This window comes from Agromyces sp. NSFZ (genome assembly GCF_056156205.1).
Genome location: NZ_CM149585.1, coordinates 712,123 through 728,015, shown reverse-complemented (window position 1 = coordinate 728,015; position 15,893 = coordinate 712,123). Strand labels below are relative to the sequence as shown.

Here is a 15,893-nt window from a genome sequence, read left to right as displayed (position 1 = left end):
GGCACCACCCGGCCGCGTCGCGGCGGCCGCTGCTCGCGGCGGCGGCCCGAACTCCGCCCGCCCGCGCGAGTGCGCGCCGCCCCGGGGCCGCACACCGGCGGCTCAGAACGCGGCCGGACCCGTCGACGCGCGCACGATGAGCTCGGGCACGATCGTGCCGCGGTAGTCGGGCGCCGCGGGATCGAGGTCGCCGAGGAGGAGCGCCACGCACCGCCGCCCGAGCTCGGCGAAGTCCTGCCGCACGGTCGTGAGCGGCGGCCAGAAGTGCGCGGCTTCGGGGATGTCGTCGAACCCGACGATCGAGATGTCGCGCGGGATCTCGAGGCCCGCGTCGCGGATGGCGTGCATGAGGCCGAGCGCCATCTGGTCGTTCGACGAGAAGATCGCCGTGAAGTCGCGCACCGTGAGCAGCTCTCGGCCGGCGTAGTAGCCGAACTCCGCCGTCCAGTCGCCGAGGATCGGCGCCGTCGTCGGAACGTCGTGCGCGCCCATCTCGTCGAGGAATCCGCGCATCCGCGCCTCGGCCTCGATCCAGTCCTGGGGCCCGGCGAGGTGGTAGATGCTGCGGTGCCCGAGCTCGATGAGGTGCCGGGTCGCGAGGCGCGCGCCGGCCATCTGGTCGACCGACATCGCGTGGCCGGGGTCCCGGCCGGTGGACTGCAGCGTCACGTACGGCACGTCGATCGACAGCTGCGCGAGCGTGTCGAAGACCCGCACCTGCGGCGCGATGACCACGAGGCCCTCGATGCCCTGCGCGGCGAGGTGCGCCAGGCCGTCGGCGATCGATCCGGCATCTGACGACTCGATGTTGGCCGTGCTCACCCAGTAGCCGGCGGCCCGCGCGGCGGCTTCGATGGCGGCGATGCTCGACGCCGGACCGTACTGCGTGCTCGAGGCCGAGAGGATGCCGATCGTGCGCGAGCGGCTCGTCACGAGGGCTCGCGCCGCGCGATTGGGCTTGTACTGGAGCTCGGCCATGACGTCGAGCACGCGCTGCTTCGTCTCGGGGCGGATGCTCGGATGGTGGTTCAGCACGCGCGAGACGGTCTGGTGCGAGACGCCCGCGAGGCGCGCGACATCCCGGATGCTCGGGGCTCGGCCCCGCTGCGGCTCGTCTGCCACGGCGACCTCGATCGGATCTCGGCATGTTCACGGTCACACACGCCGGCGCCTCCCATTATGCACGCCGCCGCGGGAATGTGACTGTCACAGATGTGACGTCACATCGGATCAGCCGGCCGCGAACCAACCGCGGCGAGGTGACGTCACACTCGACAGCGGGGCATCCGCTCGCGACATCCGCACGCTCGACCCGGTTCCCGTTCATTCCTGCGGATATACGATCGGGCGCGCCGCGCCGAGCGTCCCGCTCGCGGCGCGCCCGATCGTATATCCGCGGATTGGGACTGAACGGCGACCGATGTGCGGCTGCCCGGCGAGGCGGGGGTCAGGACCGAGCGGATGCCTCGTCGCGCGGTCGCACGCGCGGCGCGAGCACGACGGCCGCCACGGCGATCGCCACGGTCACGGCGAACTCCGCCGTGAATGCGCCCCCGACGACGGCACCGGCGACGAGTGCCGTGAGTGCGAGCGAGACAGCGCTGCCGAGCGAATCCCCGATCGACAGGGCCGCGCTGTTGAAGCCCTGTGCCGATCTCGGCGACAGCTGCAGCACGGTGACCGAGAAGCTCGGATACATGAACCCCATCGCCGCACCGGCGAGCGTCCACGCGACGAAGGCAAGCACGGGCGGCAGGGTGAACGCGGCGATCAGGAGCACGACGACGAGCGACGCCGCGAGCAGGATCGTGCCGAACTGCATCGCCAGCACGGTGGTCACCCGTTCGCCGAGCCGTCCGAGCAGCCACGAGGCCACCGCCCAGCTGATGCCGGCGCCCGTGAGCGTGAGGCCGGCGAGGCTCGGCGAGAACTCGTACCGCTCGATGAGGAGGTACGGCAGGTAGATCTCGGCGCCGTAGAACGCCCCCGCGACGACGAGCTTGAGGAGCACCGTCGCCGGCAGCCCTGATGCCGCGCGAAGGGTGCCCGGCGGCATGAGGGGCCGCACGCCCACGAACACGAGGACGACCGCCACCGCGGCGACGGCCCACCGCCAGGGCTCGGGCAGCTCCTTCGCGAGCGACAGCGCGAGCGCCGCGCCCGCCGTGAGCACCGACCACCCGGCACGGCCGAGGCTCCACGGCACGGAGGCGTCGCCGCGCACCCGCTCGCGCACCCGGAGGATGGGCGGCAGCATCATCGCCGCGGCCGGCAGCATGAGCACGATGACGCCGAGGATGACCCAGCGCCAGCTCGATGCCTCGGCGACGGCGCCCGCGACGGCGGGACCGACGATCGACGGAATCACCCAGGCCGCCGCGAACCCGGCGAAGACGCGGGCGCGCAGCGCCTCGGGGTACACGCGCGCCACGATCACGTACAACGGCACGACGACCGCGGCACCCGCGAGCCCGTGCACGAAGCGTCCGACGATGAGGACCACCATGTTCGGTGCGGCGCCCGCGATGAGCAGCCCGGCCGCGAACAGCACCGCCGACGTGACGAGCGACGGGAGCGGCCCGGCCCGGTCGGTCCAGTTGCCGGCGAGGACCATGCCGACCACCCCGGCGGCGAAGGGCACGGCGAACGCCATCGCGAACAACGCCGCGCCGTCGAGGTCGCTCGCCACGAGCGGCATGATCGTCGTGACGGCCATGGTCTCGAACGCCGCGAGGAAGATGAGCGAGAACATGCCGATGGAGAGCCAGCGGTAGGGGGTCGAGAGCGGCCCCGTCGCCCCGGCGGCGAGCACCGGGGGTTCGGATGCCGCATCCGCACCGTGGTTCGTCGTCGATTCGCTCACCCGATGACCCTAGCCCCGACCGCTCGCACCTCTACGCTGGATGGCACGTGAGGAGGGGCCATGGCGGGGAGCGTGGCGCCCGGACTGACCACGGCGGAGGTCGGCGAGCGGCGCGAACGGGGCGGCGCCAACCGCCTGCCTGCCGCACGGCGTCCGTCGCCGGCACGGCGGCTGCTCGGCGAGCTCATCCACTTCTTCGCGATCATGTTGTGGGTCGCTGCGATCCTCGCGTTCTTCGCCGGACTGCCTGAGCTCTCGATCGCGATCGTCGCCGTCATCGTGCTCAACGCCGTGTTCGCGGCGGTGCAGCAGGCGCGCGCCGACCGTGCCGCCGACCGTCTGCAGGCGCTCCTGCCCACCCGGGTCTCAGTCCTGCGCGACGGGCGCCGACAGGTCATCGAAGCCGAGGATGTCGTGGTCGACGACCTGCTGCTCCTCGAGGCCGGCGATCGGGTTCCGGCCGATGCGACCGTCGTCACGGCGAATCGGCTCCTCGTCGACACCTCGCTCCTCACCGGCGAGAGCGTGGCGGCCTCGGTCGGGGCGACCGACCGGCTCTTCGCCGGCACCTTCGTCGTCGAGGGCGAGGCGCGCGCGGTGACGACGGCGATCGGCGGCGCCACCCGGCTCGCCGGGATCGCCCGCCTCACCACGTCCACCACGAAGCCCGACACCCCGCTCACCCGGGGCCTGCACGGGGTCGTCCGTCTCACCGCCGCGATCGCCGTGGTGGTCGGTGCGGTGTTCCTCCTCATCTCGGTGCTCATCGGGAACCCGATCCAGGACGCGCTCGTCTTCGCCATCGGCGTGACGGTGGCGCTCGTGCCCGAGGCGCTGCTGCCGACCGTCACGCTCTCGCTCGCCTGGGGCTCCGAGCAGATGGCGAAGCGCCAGATCCTCGTGCGAAACCTCGAAGCGGTCGAGACACTCGGCTCGACGACCTTCATCTGCACCGACAAGACCGGCACGCTGACCCGCAACGAGATGGCGGTCGTCGAGGCCTGGTCGCCGGACGGCACGGTGACGATCGACGGTGTCGGCTACGCACCAGAGGCGGAACTCCAGTGGTCGGGGCCGGATGCCGCGGGGTCGGTTGCCGCGGGCTCGGATACCGCGGGGCCGGATGCCGCGGCATCGGCGCGTGCGCTCGCGATCGCCGGCACCCGGTGCTCGACGGGCTACGCCGAGGAGGCCGCCGGGAAGTGGCGTGCGCACGGCGATCCCATGGAGGCCGCGCTCGACGCCTTCGCGCGGCGGCTCGGATTCGACACGCCCGCCGACCGCGCAGAGGTGACCCCCGAGCTGCGATTCCCGTTCGATCCACGCCGGCGGCGCATGGCCGTGGTGCTCCCCGACGAGATCGTGGTGAAGGGCTCACCCGACGGCGTGCTGCCCCTCTGCGGCGACGATGCCGAGGCGCACCGCGCACTGGAGCGCCTCACCGCTCGGGGGCTGCGCGTGCTCGCGGTGGCATCCGCCCCTCGCCGGGGTCGGACGCCCACGACGCTGGAGGAATGCGAGGACGGACTGCGACTGCTCGGCCTCGTCGGACTCGAGGATCCGCCGCGCGACGACGTGCGCGCCTCGCTCGAGGCGTGCCGCCGGGCGGGCGTCAAGGTGGCCATGGTGACGGGCGACCACCCGGTGACGGCAGCGGCGATCGCCGAGGAGGTCGGGCTGCGGCTGCCGGGTGCGCCCGTGCTCCTGGGCGACGAACTGCCCGTCGACGAGCAGCACCTCGCCGCACTGCTCGATCATGACGGCGCCGTGATCGCACGGGTCTCTCCCGAGGACAAGCTCCGCATCGCCCGGGCGCTCCGGTCGCGCGGCCACGTGGTGGCGATGACGGGCGACGGCGTGAACGACGCACCGGCGTTGCACGAGGCCGACATCGGCGTGGCGATGGGACGTTCGGGCACCGACGTCGCGCGCGAGGCGGCCGACCTCGTGCTGCTCGACGACTCGTTCTCCGGCATCGTCGCGGGTATCGAGCACGGGCGTGCGACCTTCGTGAACATCCGGCGCTTCCTCACGTACCACCTGACCGACAACGTCGCCGAGCTGACGCCCTTCCTCGTGTGGGCGCTCTCGGGCGGGCAGTTCCCGCTGGCGCTGGGAGTGCTGCAGATCATCGCCCTCGACCTCGGCACCGACACGCTCTCGGCCGTGGCGCTCGGCGCTGAGCCCCCCGCGAAGCACCTCCTCGACGGGCCGCCCGTGCGCGGCCGGCTCATGAACGGCACCGTGCTGCGCCGCGCCTTCGGCGTGCTCGGTCCACTCGAGGCCGCGCTCACCATGGCCGCGTTCGTGGTGTCGCTGGTGGCGTTGGGCTGGCGACCAGGTGAGGCGTTCCCGACGGGCACCGACCTCATGGCGGCCTCGGGCGCCGCGTTCATGACGGTCGTCGCCGCGCAGACCGCGAACGCGTTCGCGTGCCGCTCCTCCACGAAGTGGCCGGGCGCGCTCGGCTGGACGACGAACCGGCTCCTCATTCCTGCCGCCTCGATCGAGGTCGTCTTCTCGCTCGTCGTGCTGTGGGTGCCGCCGATCGCGATGGCCATCGGTCACCAGAGCCCGCCGTTCTGGGGATGGGTGATCGCGATCGCCTCGATGCCGATCCTGCTCGCGGTCGACGCACTCGACAAGGCCGTGCGCGCGCGGGGGCCGCGTCGGCCGCACGCGGGGCGAGGAGGGCCCGCACGCCGCTGAGCTCAGGTCATGGTGAGCACGGCGGCGCCGTGCACGCGGTCGGCCGCAAGGTCGTGCAACGCGGCATCCGCCCGCTCGAACGGGTAGGGCGTCACGGTGGCGCGAACGCCCAGCCTCGCGGCGAGTCGCAGCAGTTCCTCGCCGTCGGCGCGGGTGTTGGAGGTGACGCTCGTCAGCGTCTTCTCGCGGAACAGGTGTTCCTGGTAGTCGAGCCGCGGGATGTCGCTGAGATGGATGCCGGCGACGGCGAGCGTGCCGTTGCGGTCGAGCGCCGCGAGCGCGACGGGCACGAGCTCACCGGCCGGAGCGAACAGGATGGCGGCATCGAGCGGCACGGGCGGTGCCGCGTCGGCCGCCCCCGCCGAGGATGCCCCGAGCTCGAGGGCGAGTTCGCGCGCCGCGGGATCACGCGTGAGCACGTGCACCTCGGCACCCTGCGCGAGGGCGATCTGCGCCGTGATGTGCGCGCTCGCGCCGAAGCCGTAGATGCCGAGGCGCCCACCCGGCGGCACGGCCGCTCGACGCAGTGCCCGGTAGCCGATGATGCCGGCGCAGAGGAGCGGCGCCACCTGTTCGTCGGGCAGTTCGGCCGCGTCGGGTAGTCGATACGCGTATGCGGCGGGCGCGACCGCGTACTCGGCGTACCCGCCATCGGCGTCCCAGCCGGTGTACCGGGACTCGGCGCAGAGGTTCTCTGCACCACGGCGGCACCACCGGCAGGCACCGCAGGCGCTGCGCAGCCAGGCGATGCCGGCACGGTCGCCGGCTGCGAACGTGTTCACCCCGTCACCGACCGCCTCGACGATGCCCACCACCTCGTGCCCGGGAACCACCGGCGAACGATGCTGCGGCAGGTCGCCGTCACGCACATGCAGGTCGGTGCGGCACACCCCGCAGGCCGAGACCCGCACGAGGATCTCGTCGTCTGCGGGCTCGGGCCTCGGCATCGTGACGGCGTGCAGTTCGCCGTCACCGCTCGTGTGCCACGCCCGCATCGGCATTCGCCCCCAGACCCCTAGAACTCCTCGTGCGATTCGGGGTCGCCGCCCCACAGGCGACCCCGTGAGAGCGCCGAGATCGACGCGACCTCGGCGCTCGAGAGGCTGAACGAGAACACGTCGAAGTTCTCGCGCCGCCGTTCGGCGTGCGCCGACTTCGGGATCGGCACCGAGCCGAGCTCGACGTGCCAGCGGAGCACGACCTGCGAGGGCGAGACGCCGTGCACGTCGGCGATCTCGGTGATCACGGGTTCCTTCAGCAGCTCGGTCCGCTTGGCGAGCGGGCTCCAGCTCTCGGTGCGGATCTCGTGCTCGGCGTGGTAGGCGCGCAACTCCTCCTGCGGGAAGTACGGATGCAACTCCACCTGGTTCACCACGGGCACCACGCTCGTCTCACGCTCGAGCCGGTCGAGCATCGCGGGCGTGAAGTTCGAGACGCCGATCGAGCGCACGAGGCCCTTCTCACGCAGGCGGATCATGGCGCGCCAACTGTCGACGTACTTGTCGATACGCGGGTTCGGCCAGTGGATGAGGTAGAGGTCGACCCAGTCCAGCCCGAGTCGCTGTCGGGACTCGTCGAGGCTCGCCAGCGTCTCCTCGAAGCCGTGGTGCCGGCCGGGCAGCTTCGTGGTGATCATCAGGTCGCTGCGATCGACGCCGCACCGCGCGATGGCCTCCCCCACGACATCCTCGTTGCCGTAGTTGTACGCCGTGTCGATGAGCCGATATCCGTCGGCGATCCCCGAGACGATCGCCTCGACGCCCGCCTGCTCGTTGAGCCCGTAGGTGCCGAGCCCGATCGCCGGAATCCGGTTTCCGTCACGGAGCGCGTACGCGGGAGCGGTCATTCCTCCATCCTCACCCACGGCGGCGACGGATGCCACTGCATCGCCTCAGGGCAGGAGCAGTGTCTTGCCCAGCGTCGTGCGCGCCTCGATCGCCGCGTGGGCGTCGGCGGCTCGGCCGAGCGGGAACGTCTGCCCGACGACCGGCCGGAGCTCACCGCGCGCGCCGAGCTCCAGGGCACGCTCGACGAGTCGATACAGCTCGGCGGGCGTGCTGCCGATCGCGCTCAGCGGGATCACCTCGACCCCGCGAGCGCCGAGCGCCTCCGCATCGAGGTCGCCCCAGCGACCTCCCGCGGCACCGTGCGGCAGGTAGCGTCCGCGGCTGCGCACGCGGGCCGCGAGGGCGGCGGTCAGGTCGGCGCCGATGCCGTCGAAGACGACGTCGACCCCATCGGGGACGGCGGCGTCGAGGCGGTCGATCCAGTCCTGGTCACGGTAGTTGCAGGTCAGTGTCGCGCCGAGTTCGCGAGCCAGCCCGAGCTTCGCGTCGCTGCCGGCGAGGGCGATCACCCGGGCGCCGCTCACGGTCGCGAGCTGCACGAGGAGGCTGCCGACGCCGCCGGCCGCAGCCGAGACGACCACCACCTCGCCCGGCCGCACCGCCGCGGCCTCGTGCAGGCCGACCGCGGTACGCCCGTCGGCGAGCAGGGCGGCCGCATCGCGCACGCCGAGGCCGTCGGGCAGGCGGTGCAGGTCTTCGGCGTCGGCGAGCGCCGCGCTCGCATAGCCCCCGCTGCCGCCCGTCGCCGTCACGACGCGCGCGCCGAGCCACGCCGGGTCGACGTCGTCTCCCAGGGCGTCGACCACGCCGGCCACCCCGTTGCCGAGCACGACCGGGAACGGGACCGGCCGCCCGAGGCCGCCTCCGGCACGCAGCATCGTGTCGATGAACGTGATGGCGGATGCCTCGACGGCGACCCGCACCTGCCTGGCACCCGGCTCGGGGTCGGGCAGGGTCGTCAGGCGGAGCACGTCGGGTGCACCGGGCCGGTCGGCGAGGACGGCGCGCATGGGGGTCCCTTCGTCAGTCGTGGCATCCGCTCGATGCGAACGCCGAGGTCGATCTCGACCGTCAGTCGCGCTCGACCGCTCAGTCGACCTCGACCGCTGCGGCCTCGGGTGCTTCGACGTGCGCGCGCAGGCCCGTGAAGAGGCCGACGGCCCACACCGCGAGGGCCACCGCGATGCCGCCCGCTACGGCGGTCACCGTGCCGAGCGGGAGCAGCATCGCGAACACGATGGCCGAGAGCGCGATCGTGACCGCGGCGCCGAGCGCATCGGCGACCGTCATGGCGGAGCTGATGAACCCCTGGTTCTCGATGCTCGAGGACTGCAGGCCCATGACGGTCGTGCGTGGATACATGATGCCCATGCCGGCGCCCGCGAAGGCCCAGGTGATCATGAAGACGTACGGCGGCAGGCCCAGCAGGGTGGCGAGCAGGGAACCCGCGATGGCGGCTCCGAGGAGACCGAGCCCGATGCGCAGGCACGCCTCATGGCTGAGTCGCTCGGCGTTGCGTCCCTGCACCTGCGAGGCGATCGCCCACGCCACGCCGCTCAGCGTGAGCACGAGGCCCGCCATCGCGGTGCTCAGCAGGTACGGCTCACCCGTGAGGAGGAGCGGCAGGTAGACCTGCGCGCCGAAGAACGCACCCGACAGCGTGGCGCGCGTCAGCACGGTCGCGGGCAGCCCCCGTGCGGCGCGAAGGGTGCCGCGCGGCACCATGGGCCGGACGGCGACGGCGATGACCACGACCGCCGCGAGCGGCAGCACCCAGCCCGCCCATCCGGTGGCCTCGGTCGAGAGGTTCAGCACGAGCACCGCGACGCCCGCGAGCGTCGCCCACGCGATGCGGGAGATGCGCCACGGCGGCCGGTGCTCGGCGGCATCCAGGTCCATGCGGCGAAGGCTCGGCACGACCATCGCGAGCGCGGGCACCACGAGCCCGACGACGCCGAGGAAGACCCACTCCCAGCCGACGCTGTCGGCGACGACGCCCGAGATGAAGGGACCCACGAGCGAGGGAACCACCCACGCGGCCGCGAACCCCGCGAACAGGCTCGGCTGCAGAGCCGACGGGATGACCCGGGCGACGATCACGTAGAGGGCGACCGTGAGGCCGCCGCCACCCAGCCCGTGCACGAGCCGGCCGATGACGAGCTGCCACATGTCGGTCGCGGTGCCGGCGATGAGGAGGCCGACGACGAAGAGCGCGACCGACGTGTAGAGGGCGAGCCGCGGGCCGCCTCGATCGGCGGCGTTGCCCGCGACGATCATGCCGATGACGCTCACCGCGAGCGGTCCGGCGAAGGCGAGCGCGTAGAGCGCCTGCCCGTCGAGGTCGGCGGCCACAGCCGGCATCACCGCGGTCACGGCCATCGACTCGAAGGCGGCCAGGAAGACCAGGGTGCACATTCCGATGCTGATCCACCGGTAGGTCGGACCCAGCACGCGTTCTCGAACCGTCACCGGGATCTGTCCGGTGGCGTTCGCTTCGTCAACAGTCATGCGCCCGAGCGTATGACTTCAAGCGCGCTTGAAGTCAAGGAACTTCTGCAGCTCATCGCGCCGGGAGCTCCGCGAACGCGCGCACGGGGAACGTGCCGAACCCCTCGACGCGCGGCGGCACCGCGGAGAAGCGCGCTCCACGAGCCGGCAGCCGGTCGAGCGCCGTGAGGTGCTCGACCACGTGCACGCCGGCGGCGAGCAGCACCGAGTGCGCGGGTCGATGGCCACCCGACTCGGTGTCGTCGATGTTCAGCGAATCGATGCCGACGAGCACCACGCCGGCCTCCACGAGGTGACGCGCGCCCGCCTCCGTGAGGAAGGGCGCGGCATGCGCGTACTCGGGCGTGCCGAAGTGGCGGCTCCATGCGGTGTGCAGCAGCACGGCCGTGTCGGCGAGATCGCGGTCGAAGAACACCTCGGCGGGGATGCCGCGGCTCGAGGCATCCGCGAGATGGAACACCTCGGCCGGCAGCCCGACGAGCGTGTCGAGCGTCAGGCTCGCGAGGTCGCCGCCGTCGGCGTAGCGGTGGTACGGGCTGTCGAGGTAGGTTCCGGTGTTGCCGGCCATGGTGATGAGGTCGATCGCGAACTCGGTGCCGGGCGCGTAGTGCTCGCGGGACGCCTCGCGCGTGAGGTGCGGGGTGATGCTCGGCGCCGGGATGCCGGGGTAGGTCACGAGCCCGGCCCGGATGGTGTGGCTGAGATCGACGAGCTCACCGCGAGCCGCGCCGCCACCCGGAGGGGCGGATGTCGCGGATGCCGCGCGGTCTGCCGCTCCGGCTTCGGCCATGCCGCGCGACCCCCGGTGCGGCTCCTCGACGACCACGAGGTTCGAGAGCGCGACGCGGCCGACGAGCGCGAGCCCGAGGTGCCGCACGAGGAGTTCGCCGATGACGTCCTCGTCGAGGTCGGCCGACGGGAGGTCGAGCCGGAAGCCCTCGGCCCGCAACCGGCCACCGTTGACGAAGTCGATCTCGGCGTCGAAGTGGGCCCGATACTCGGTCACTCGGCGTCCGCTCTGCGAGTGCCGGCCGTGAGCAGGGCGGGCTCGGGCTCGAGGTCGACCGGTGCTGCCGCGGCATCCACTCGGCGGCGTCGCAGCCGGCGGACGATCGTGACGGCGACCGCCGCGACGGCGAGCAGGAGCGGCACCACCAGGTTCGCGCCGGCGAGCACGAGGAGTCCGGCCGTCATGACGGTGGCGACGATCGCCAGCCACCACCCGAAGCTCCAGCGCTTCAGCAGCAGGGTCGCGGCGACCATGCCGAGTGCGTAGATCGCGACCATGTTGCTCGTGTGGATGAGGATGAACCCCGTGAGGTCGAGGTTGTTGAGGAGCATGAGCCCGAAGTAGACGACGATGAGCACGCCGGTGAGCGCGAGCGAGCGACGCGGGATCTCGCCGTCGGCGGCGCCCTTCGCGAAGAACTTCGGCAGGTCGCCGTCGCGGCCGAGCGCGGCGCCGAGCTTGCCGAAGGCCGGGAGGTAGGCGTTCATCACGCCGAAGGTGACGATGGCGGCGATGATCGCGACGAGCACCGGCCCCACGCCGGGCAGCGTCGTCTCGACGAGGCTCACGAGGGGCGCCTGCCCGTCGCCGGCACGATCGCCGAGCACCGCGACCGTGACGAACTGCAGCGCGAGGTATCCGGCGCCGACGATCGCGATGGCGATGCCCGTCGCGATGGGGATCGTGCGCCGCGGATTCTTGAACTCGCCCGCGACGTGGGTGCCCACCTCCCAACCGGCGAACGCCCACACGAAGAGGCTGATCGCGAGACCCACCCCGCCCCAGCCGTTCGGCAGGAACGGGTCGAGGTTCGAGGCGTCGACGGCCGGGAAGGTGACCGCCACCACGCCGACGACGACGGTGATCAGCAGGCCGGTGAGCACGAACTGCACCCACCCGGCGACCCGTACGCCGAACCAGTTGGCGATGAACGGCGGCACGAACACGGCGAAGCCGATGATCGGCACGGCCGAGCGGTCGACGCCGAGGACGGCGACGACGTACTCGCCGCCGAGGATCGCGAGCACGGGCGCGCCCACGCAGACGCCGAAGTAGAACCAGTAGCCGGTCATGCGCGCGGCCGTGCCGCCGAGCGCGCGCCGCACGAAGCTCGCCACTCCCCCGGCGTCGGGGTAACGCGCGCCCAGTGCGGCGAAGGTGCCGGCCAACGGGATGGAGAGCACGAGCACCGCCGCCACCGCGAGGATCGACGCCGGCCCCGCCGCTGCTGCGGCCAGGCCGGGCAGCACGAGGATGCCGGTGCCGAGCACGCTGCCGACGTAGAGCGCCGTGCCCTGGCCGAGGCCCAGGGTGCCGCCGTGGTGCTGCGGGCCGGCCGTCGCGCCGGTCTCGTTCGAAGTCACCCGTTCATTCTGGGGGATGCCACCGACACCGGCATTGGCAGGATTGCCATAGATCATCGAATTCCTGCCAAGACGCCGTGCGCGTCAGTGGTGCCGCACCTGCGCGGTCGCGGCCTCGCGATCGATGAAGTTCGTGATCTCCCCGATGGCGCTCATCAGCGGTGCCGGCACGACCACGAGCGTGTTCTTGTCGACGCCCACCTCCACGAGGGTCTGCAGCGTGCGCAGTTGCAGGGCGAGCGGATGCGACATCATCGTGTCCGACGCGTCGCCGAGCTTCGCCGCGGCGAGCGCCTCACCCTCGGCGGCGATGATCTTGGCCCGCTTCTCCCGCTCTGCCTCGGCCTGCTTGGCCATCGCCCGCTTCATCGAGTCGGGCAGCAGGATGTCCTTCAGCTCGACGAGCGTGACCTCGACGCCCCACTCGGTCGTCGTGACATCCAGGATCTCGCGGATGCTCGCGTTGAGCGCCGCGGTGTCGGCGAGCGTCTCGTCGAGGTGGTGCTGCCCGACGACCCGGCGGAGCGTGGTCTGGGCGATCTGGTCGATGGCCGCCTGGACGTTCTCGATGGCGATCACGGCCTTCACCGGATCGACGACCCGGTAGTACGCGACCGCCGACACGCCGACGGTCACGTTGTCCTTGGTGATGATGCCCTGCGACTGGATCGGCAGGGTCACGATGCGCAGCGACACCTTGGTCATCACGTCGACGATCGGGATGATGAACCGGATGCCCGGCTCGCGCACGCTCTGCAGGCGACCGAAGCGCAGCACGACGCCGCGCTCGTACTGCTTCACGATCCTGACCGACATGAAGAGGAGAACGATCGCGAGGACGCCCAGGACGACGAGGGTGATGATGAGACCGGTGGACATGAGCTCAGCTCCCCGGCGCCGGTGACGTGCCGCGCGCCGTCACCTCGATTCTCCCACGCGGCCCGCGAGCCTTCGCCGCGCGGGTGGGCGGATGCCGCTACAGGCGCTCGAGCGTCTGGTCGATATCGTCGAGCAGGTCGTCGACGTCCTCGATGCCCACCGAGAGGCGCACGATCGAGTCAGGCACCTCGGCCTCGGTGCCCTTCACCGAGGCGTGCGTCATCTCCGACGGGTAGTTCACGAGCGACTCGACGCCGCCGAGCGACTCGGCCAGCTGGAACAGCGACGTCGACTCGGCGAATCGGCGCGCGGCCGCCGCACCGCCCGCGAGCGAGATCGAGAGCATCCCGCCGAAGCCCGACATCTGGCGCGCCGCGAGCTCGTGTCCGGGGTGCGACTCGAGCCCCGGGTAGAACACGCGCTCGACCGCCGCGTGCTCGTCGAGGCGCCGCGCGATGGCCAGGGCGTTCTGGCTGTGCCGCTGCATCCGGACGCCGAGCGTCTTGATGCCGCGCGAGGTGAGGAACGCGTCGAACGGACCCGACACCGCGCCCGCCGCGAACTGCGTGAACGTGACGCGCTCGGCGAGCTCCTCCTGCCCGGCGGCGAACACGAGCCCGCCGCCCACCACGTCGGAGTGTCCGCCGAGGTACTTCGTCGTGGAGTGCACGACGACGGCGGCGCCGAGCGCGAGCGGCTGCTGCAGCGCGGGCGAGGCGAAGGTGTTGTCGACCACCACGAGCACGCCCGCCTCGTCGCCGAGTTCGGCCAGCGCCGCGACGTCCGAGATCTTCATGAGCGGATTCGACGGGGTCTCGACCCAGAGCACCTTGGTGGTGCCGAGCTCGATGGCGTCACGCACGGCGCCGAGGTCGCTCGTGTCGACGGTCGTGTGACGGATGCCCCAGGCGCCGTGGATGCGGCGCACCAGCCGGTGCGTGCCGCCGTACACGTCGTTGCCGATCACGACGTGATCGCCCGGCGCGAGCACGGTGCGCAGCAGGGCGTCCTCGGCGGCGAGGCCCGACGCGAACGAAAGGCCGCGGATGCCGCCCTCGAGCGCGGCGAGCTGGGTCTCGAGCGCGGTGCGCGTGGGGTTGCCCCCGCGCGAGTACTCGTAGCCGCCGCGGAGGCCGCCGATGCCGTCCTGCACGAACGTGGACGTCTGGTAGATCGGCGGGATGACCGCGCCGGTGGTCGGGTCGAACGCCTGACCGGCGTGGATGGCGCGGGTGTCGAAGCGTGCGTCGTCATGCATGGTGGTGCGTCCTTCGGGAGGTCGGCGGCCCGTCAGGCCGAGAGGTAGCTGAGCAGGTCGGACCGGCTGATGACGCCGAGCGCCTTCCCGCCGCCCGTCACGAGCATCGCGGGGGCGGTCGCGAAGGCCGCGCGCGCGGCGGCGACGGGCTCGTTCACGCCGATCTGGGGCAGCGGCTCGCCGATCACGGTCGTGACCTTGTCGGTGAGCTTGGCCCTGCCCGAGAACACGAGGTCGAGCAGCTGCTCCTCATGCAGCGCGCCGACGACCTCGCCGAGCACCACCGGCGGCTCGGTGGTGAGCACGAGCAGCTGCGAGACGCCGGCCTTCGTCATCGTGTCGATGGCGTCGCGGATCGTGTCGTTCGGGTGCACGTACAGCAGCGGCGGCGTGTTGTCGGCCTTGGCGGCGAGCAGCTCGGCGACGGTGTCGCCCTCTGGCGCGTTCGAGAAGCCGTAGGCGCGCATCCACTTGTCGTTGAAGATCTTGCCGAGGTACCCGCGGCCGCCGTCGGGCAGCAGCACGACGAACACGTCGTCGGGCCCCGCGGATGCCGCGGCCTTGAGCGCCGCGACCACGGCCATGCCGCTCGAGCCGCCGACGAGGATGCCCTCCTCGCGCGCAAGTCGACGCGTCATGTCGAACGACTCGGCGTCGCTCACCGCGATGATCTCGTGCGGCACCGACGGGTCGTACGCGGTCGGCCAGAAGTCCTCGCCGACGCCCTCGACGAGGTAGGGACGGCCCGTGCCGCCCGAGTACACCGATCCCTCGGGGTCGGCGCCGATGATGCGCACGCGGTCGCCCGACTCCTCGCGCAGGTACCGTCCGGTGCCGGTGATGGTGCCGCCCGTGCCGACGCCGGCGACGAAGTGGGTGACCTTGCCGTCGGTGTCGCGCCAGATCTCGGGGCCCGTGGTCTCGTGGTGCGAGCGCGGGCCGTTGGGGTTGGAGTACTGGTCGGGCTTGTAGGCGCCGGGGATCTCGCGCGCGAGGCGATCGGACACGCCGTAGTACGACTCGGGGCTGTCGGGGGCGACGGCGGTCGGCGTGACGACCACCTCGGCGCCGTAGGCCGTGAGCACGTTGCGCTTGTCCTCACCGACCTTGTCGGGGCAGACGAAGATGCAGCGGTAGCCGCGCTGCTGCGCGACGAGCGCGAGCCCGACACCGGTGTTGCCCGACGTGGGCTCCACGATCGTGCCGCCCGGCTTGAGCTTGCCCTCGGCCTCCGCCGCGTCGATGATGCGCGCGGCGATGCGGTCCTTCGATGAGCCGCCGGGGTTGAAGTACTCGAGCTTCACCAGCACCGTGGCATCCGTCACCCCCTCGGTGACCCGGTGCAGCTTGACGAGCGGGGTGTTGCCGACGAGATCGACGATGGTCTCTGCATACTTCATGCCGGTGTTCATTCCTCGTGTGGAGTGCGTCTGATGGCCCCGGGTGCGGTGCGCGA

Annotated in this window: 12 protein-coding genes; 1 reads left to right on the top strand and 11 read right to left on the bottom strand. The window is 71.9% G+C overall.

Features of this window, described 5'->3' with window-relative positions; all coding sequences use genetic code 11:
* Positions 1-102 precede the first annotated feature (102 nt).
* Both ACVFI9_RS03465 and ACVFI9_RS03460 read right to left on the bottom strand, forming a co-directional pair.
* The gene (locus ACVFI9_RS03465) at positions 103-1,122 is read right to left on the bottom strand and encodes a LacI family DNA-binding transcriptional regulator (protein ID WP_474764649.1); all 1,020 of its coding nucleotides are present in this window, start codon (positions 1,120-1,122) and stop codon (positions 103-105) included.
* A gap of 325 nt (positions 1,123-1,447) precedes the next feature.
* Positions 1,448-2,863 carry an MFS transporter gene (locus ACVFI9_RS03460; protein ID WP_474764648.1) on the bottom strand — a complete coding sequence of 472 codons (1,416 nt, stop codon included), beginning with the start codon at positions 2,861-2,863 and terminating at the stop codon, positions 1,448-1,450.
* Between the two features lie 60 nt (positions 2,864-2,923).
* Between ACVFI9_RS03460 and ACVFI9_RS03455 the strand changes: the two genes are divergently transcribed.
* Complete coding sequence (locus ACVFI9_RS03455) at positions 2,924-5,572, top strand: cation-translocating P-type ATPase (RefSeq protein ID WP_474764647.1); 2,649 nt, start codon at positions 2,924-2,926, stop codon at positions 5,570-5,572.
* Between the two features lie 2 nt (positions 5,573-5,574).
* On the opposite strand, the gene ACVFI9_RS03450 is transcribed toward ACVFI9_RS03455, so the two are convergent.
* From ACVFI9_RS03450 to ACVFI9_RS03410, 9 genes are all read right to left on the bottom strand, one after another.
* Positions 5,575-6,573 carry a zinc-binding alcohol dehydrogenase family protein gene (locus ACVFI9_RS03450; RefSeq protein WP_474764646.1) on the bottom strand — a complete coding sequence of 333 codons (999 nt, stop codon included), beginning with the start codon at positions 6,571-6,573 and terminating at the stop codon, positions 5,575-5,577.
* Between the two features lie 14 nt (positions 6,574-6,587).
* On the bottom strand, positions 6,588-7,418 hold the full coding sequence (locus tag ACVFI9_RS03445) for an aldo/keto reductase (RefSeq protein ID WP_474764645.1): 831 nt from the start codon (positions 7,416-7,418) through the stop codon (positions 6,588-6,590).
* A gap of 45 nt (positions 7,419-7,463) precedes the next feature.
* Positions 7,464-8,429, bottom strand: a complete 966-nt coding sequence (locus ACVFI9_RS03440) for a zinc-binding dehydrogenase (protein WP_474764644.1) — start codon at positions 8,427-8,429, stop codon at positions 7,464-7,466.
* A gap of 79 nt (positions 8,430-8,508) precedes the next feature.
* A complete protein-coding gene (locus tag ACVFI9_RS03435; protein WP_474764643.1) occupies positions 8,509-9,927 on the bottom strand; it encodes an MFS transporter in 1,419 nt (472 codons plus the stop codon).
* Between the two features lie 52 nt (positions 9,928-9,979).
* A complete protein-coding gene (locus ACVFI9_RS03430) occupies positions 9,980-10,933 on the bottom strand; it encodes a cyclase family protein (RefSeq protein ID WP_474764642.1) in 954 nt (317 codons plus the stop codon).
* Complete coding sequence (locus ACVFI9_RS03425; protein ID WP_474764641.1) at positions 10,930-12,300, bottom strand: APC family permease; 1,371 nt, start codon at positions 12,298-12,300, stop codon at positions 10,930-10,932. The genes ACVFI9_RS03430 and ACVFI9_RS03425 overlap by 4 nt, the downstream gene beginning before the upstream one ends.
* A gap of 84 nt (positions 12,301-12,384) precedes the next feature.
* Positions 12,385-13,179, bottom strand: a complete 795-nt coding sequence (locus ACVFI9_RS03420; RefSeq protein ID WP_474764640.1) for a slipin family protein — start codon at positions 13,177-13,179, stop codon at positions 12,385-12,387.
* A gap of 97 nt (positions 13,180-13,276) precedes the next feature.
* Complete coding sequence (locus tag ACVFI9_RS03415) at positions 13,277-14,437, bottom strand: cystathionine gamma-synthase (RefSeq protein WP_474764639.1); 1,161 nt, start codon at positions 14,435-14,437, stop codon at positions 13,277-13,279.
* Between the two features lie 32 nt (positions 14,438-14,469).
* A complete protein-coding gene (locus ACVFI9_RS03410; protein ID WP_474764638.1) occupies positions 14,470-15,837 on the bottom strand; it encodes a cystathionine beta-synthase in 1,368 nt (455 codons plus the stop codon).
* Positions 15,838-15,893 lie beyond the last annotated feature (56 nt).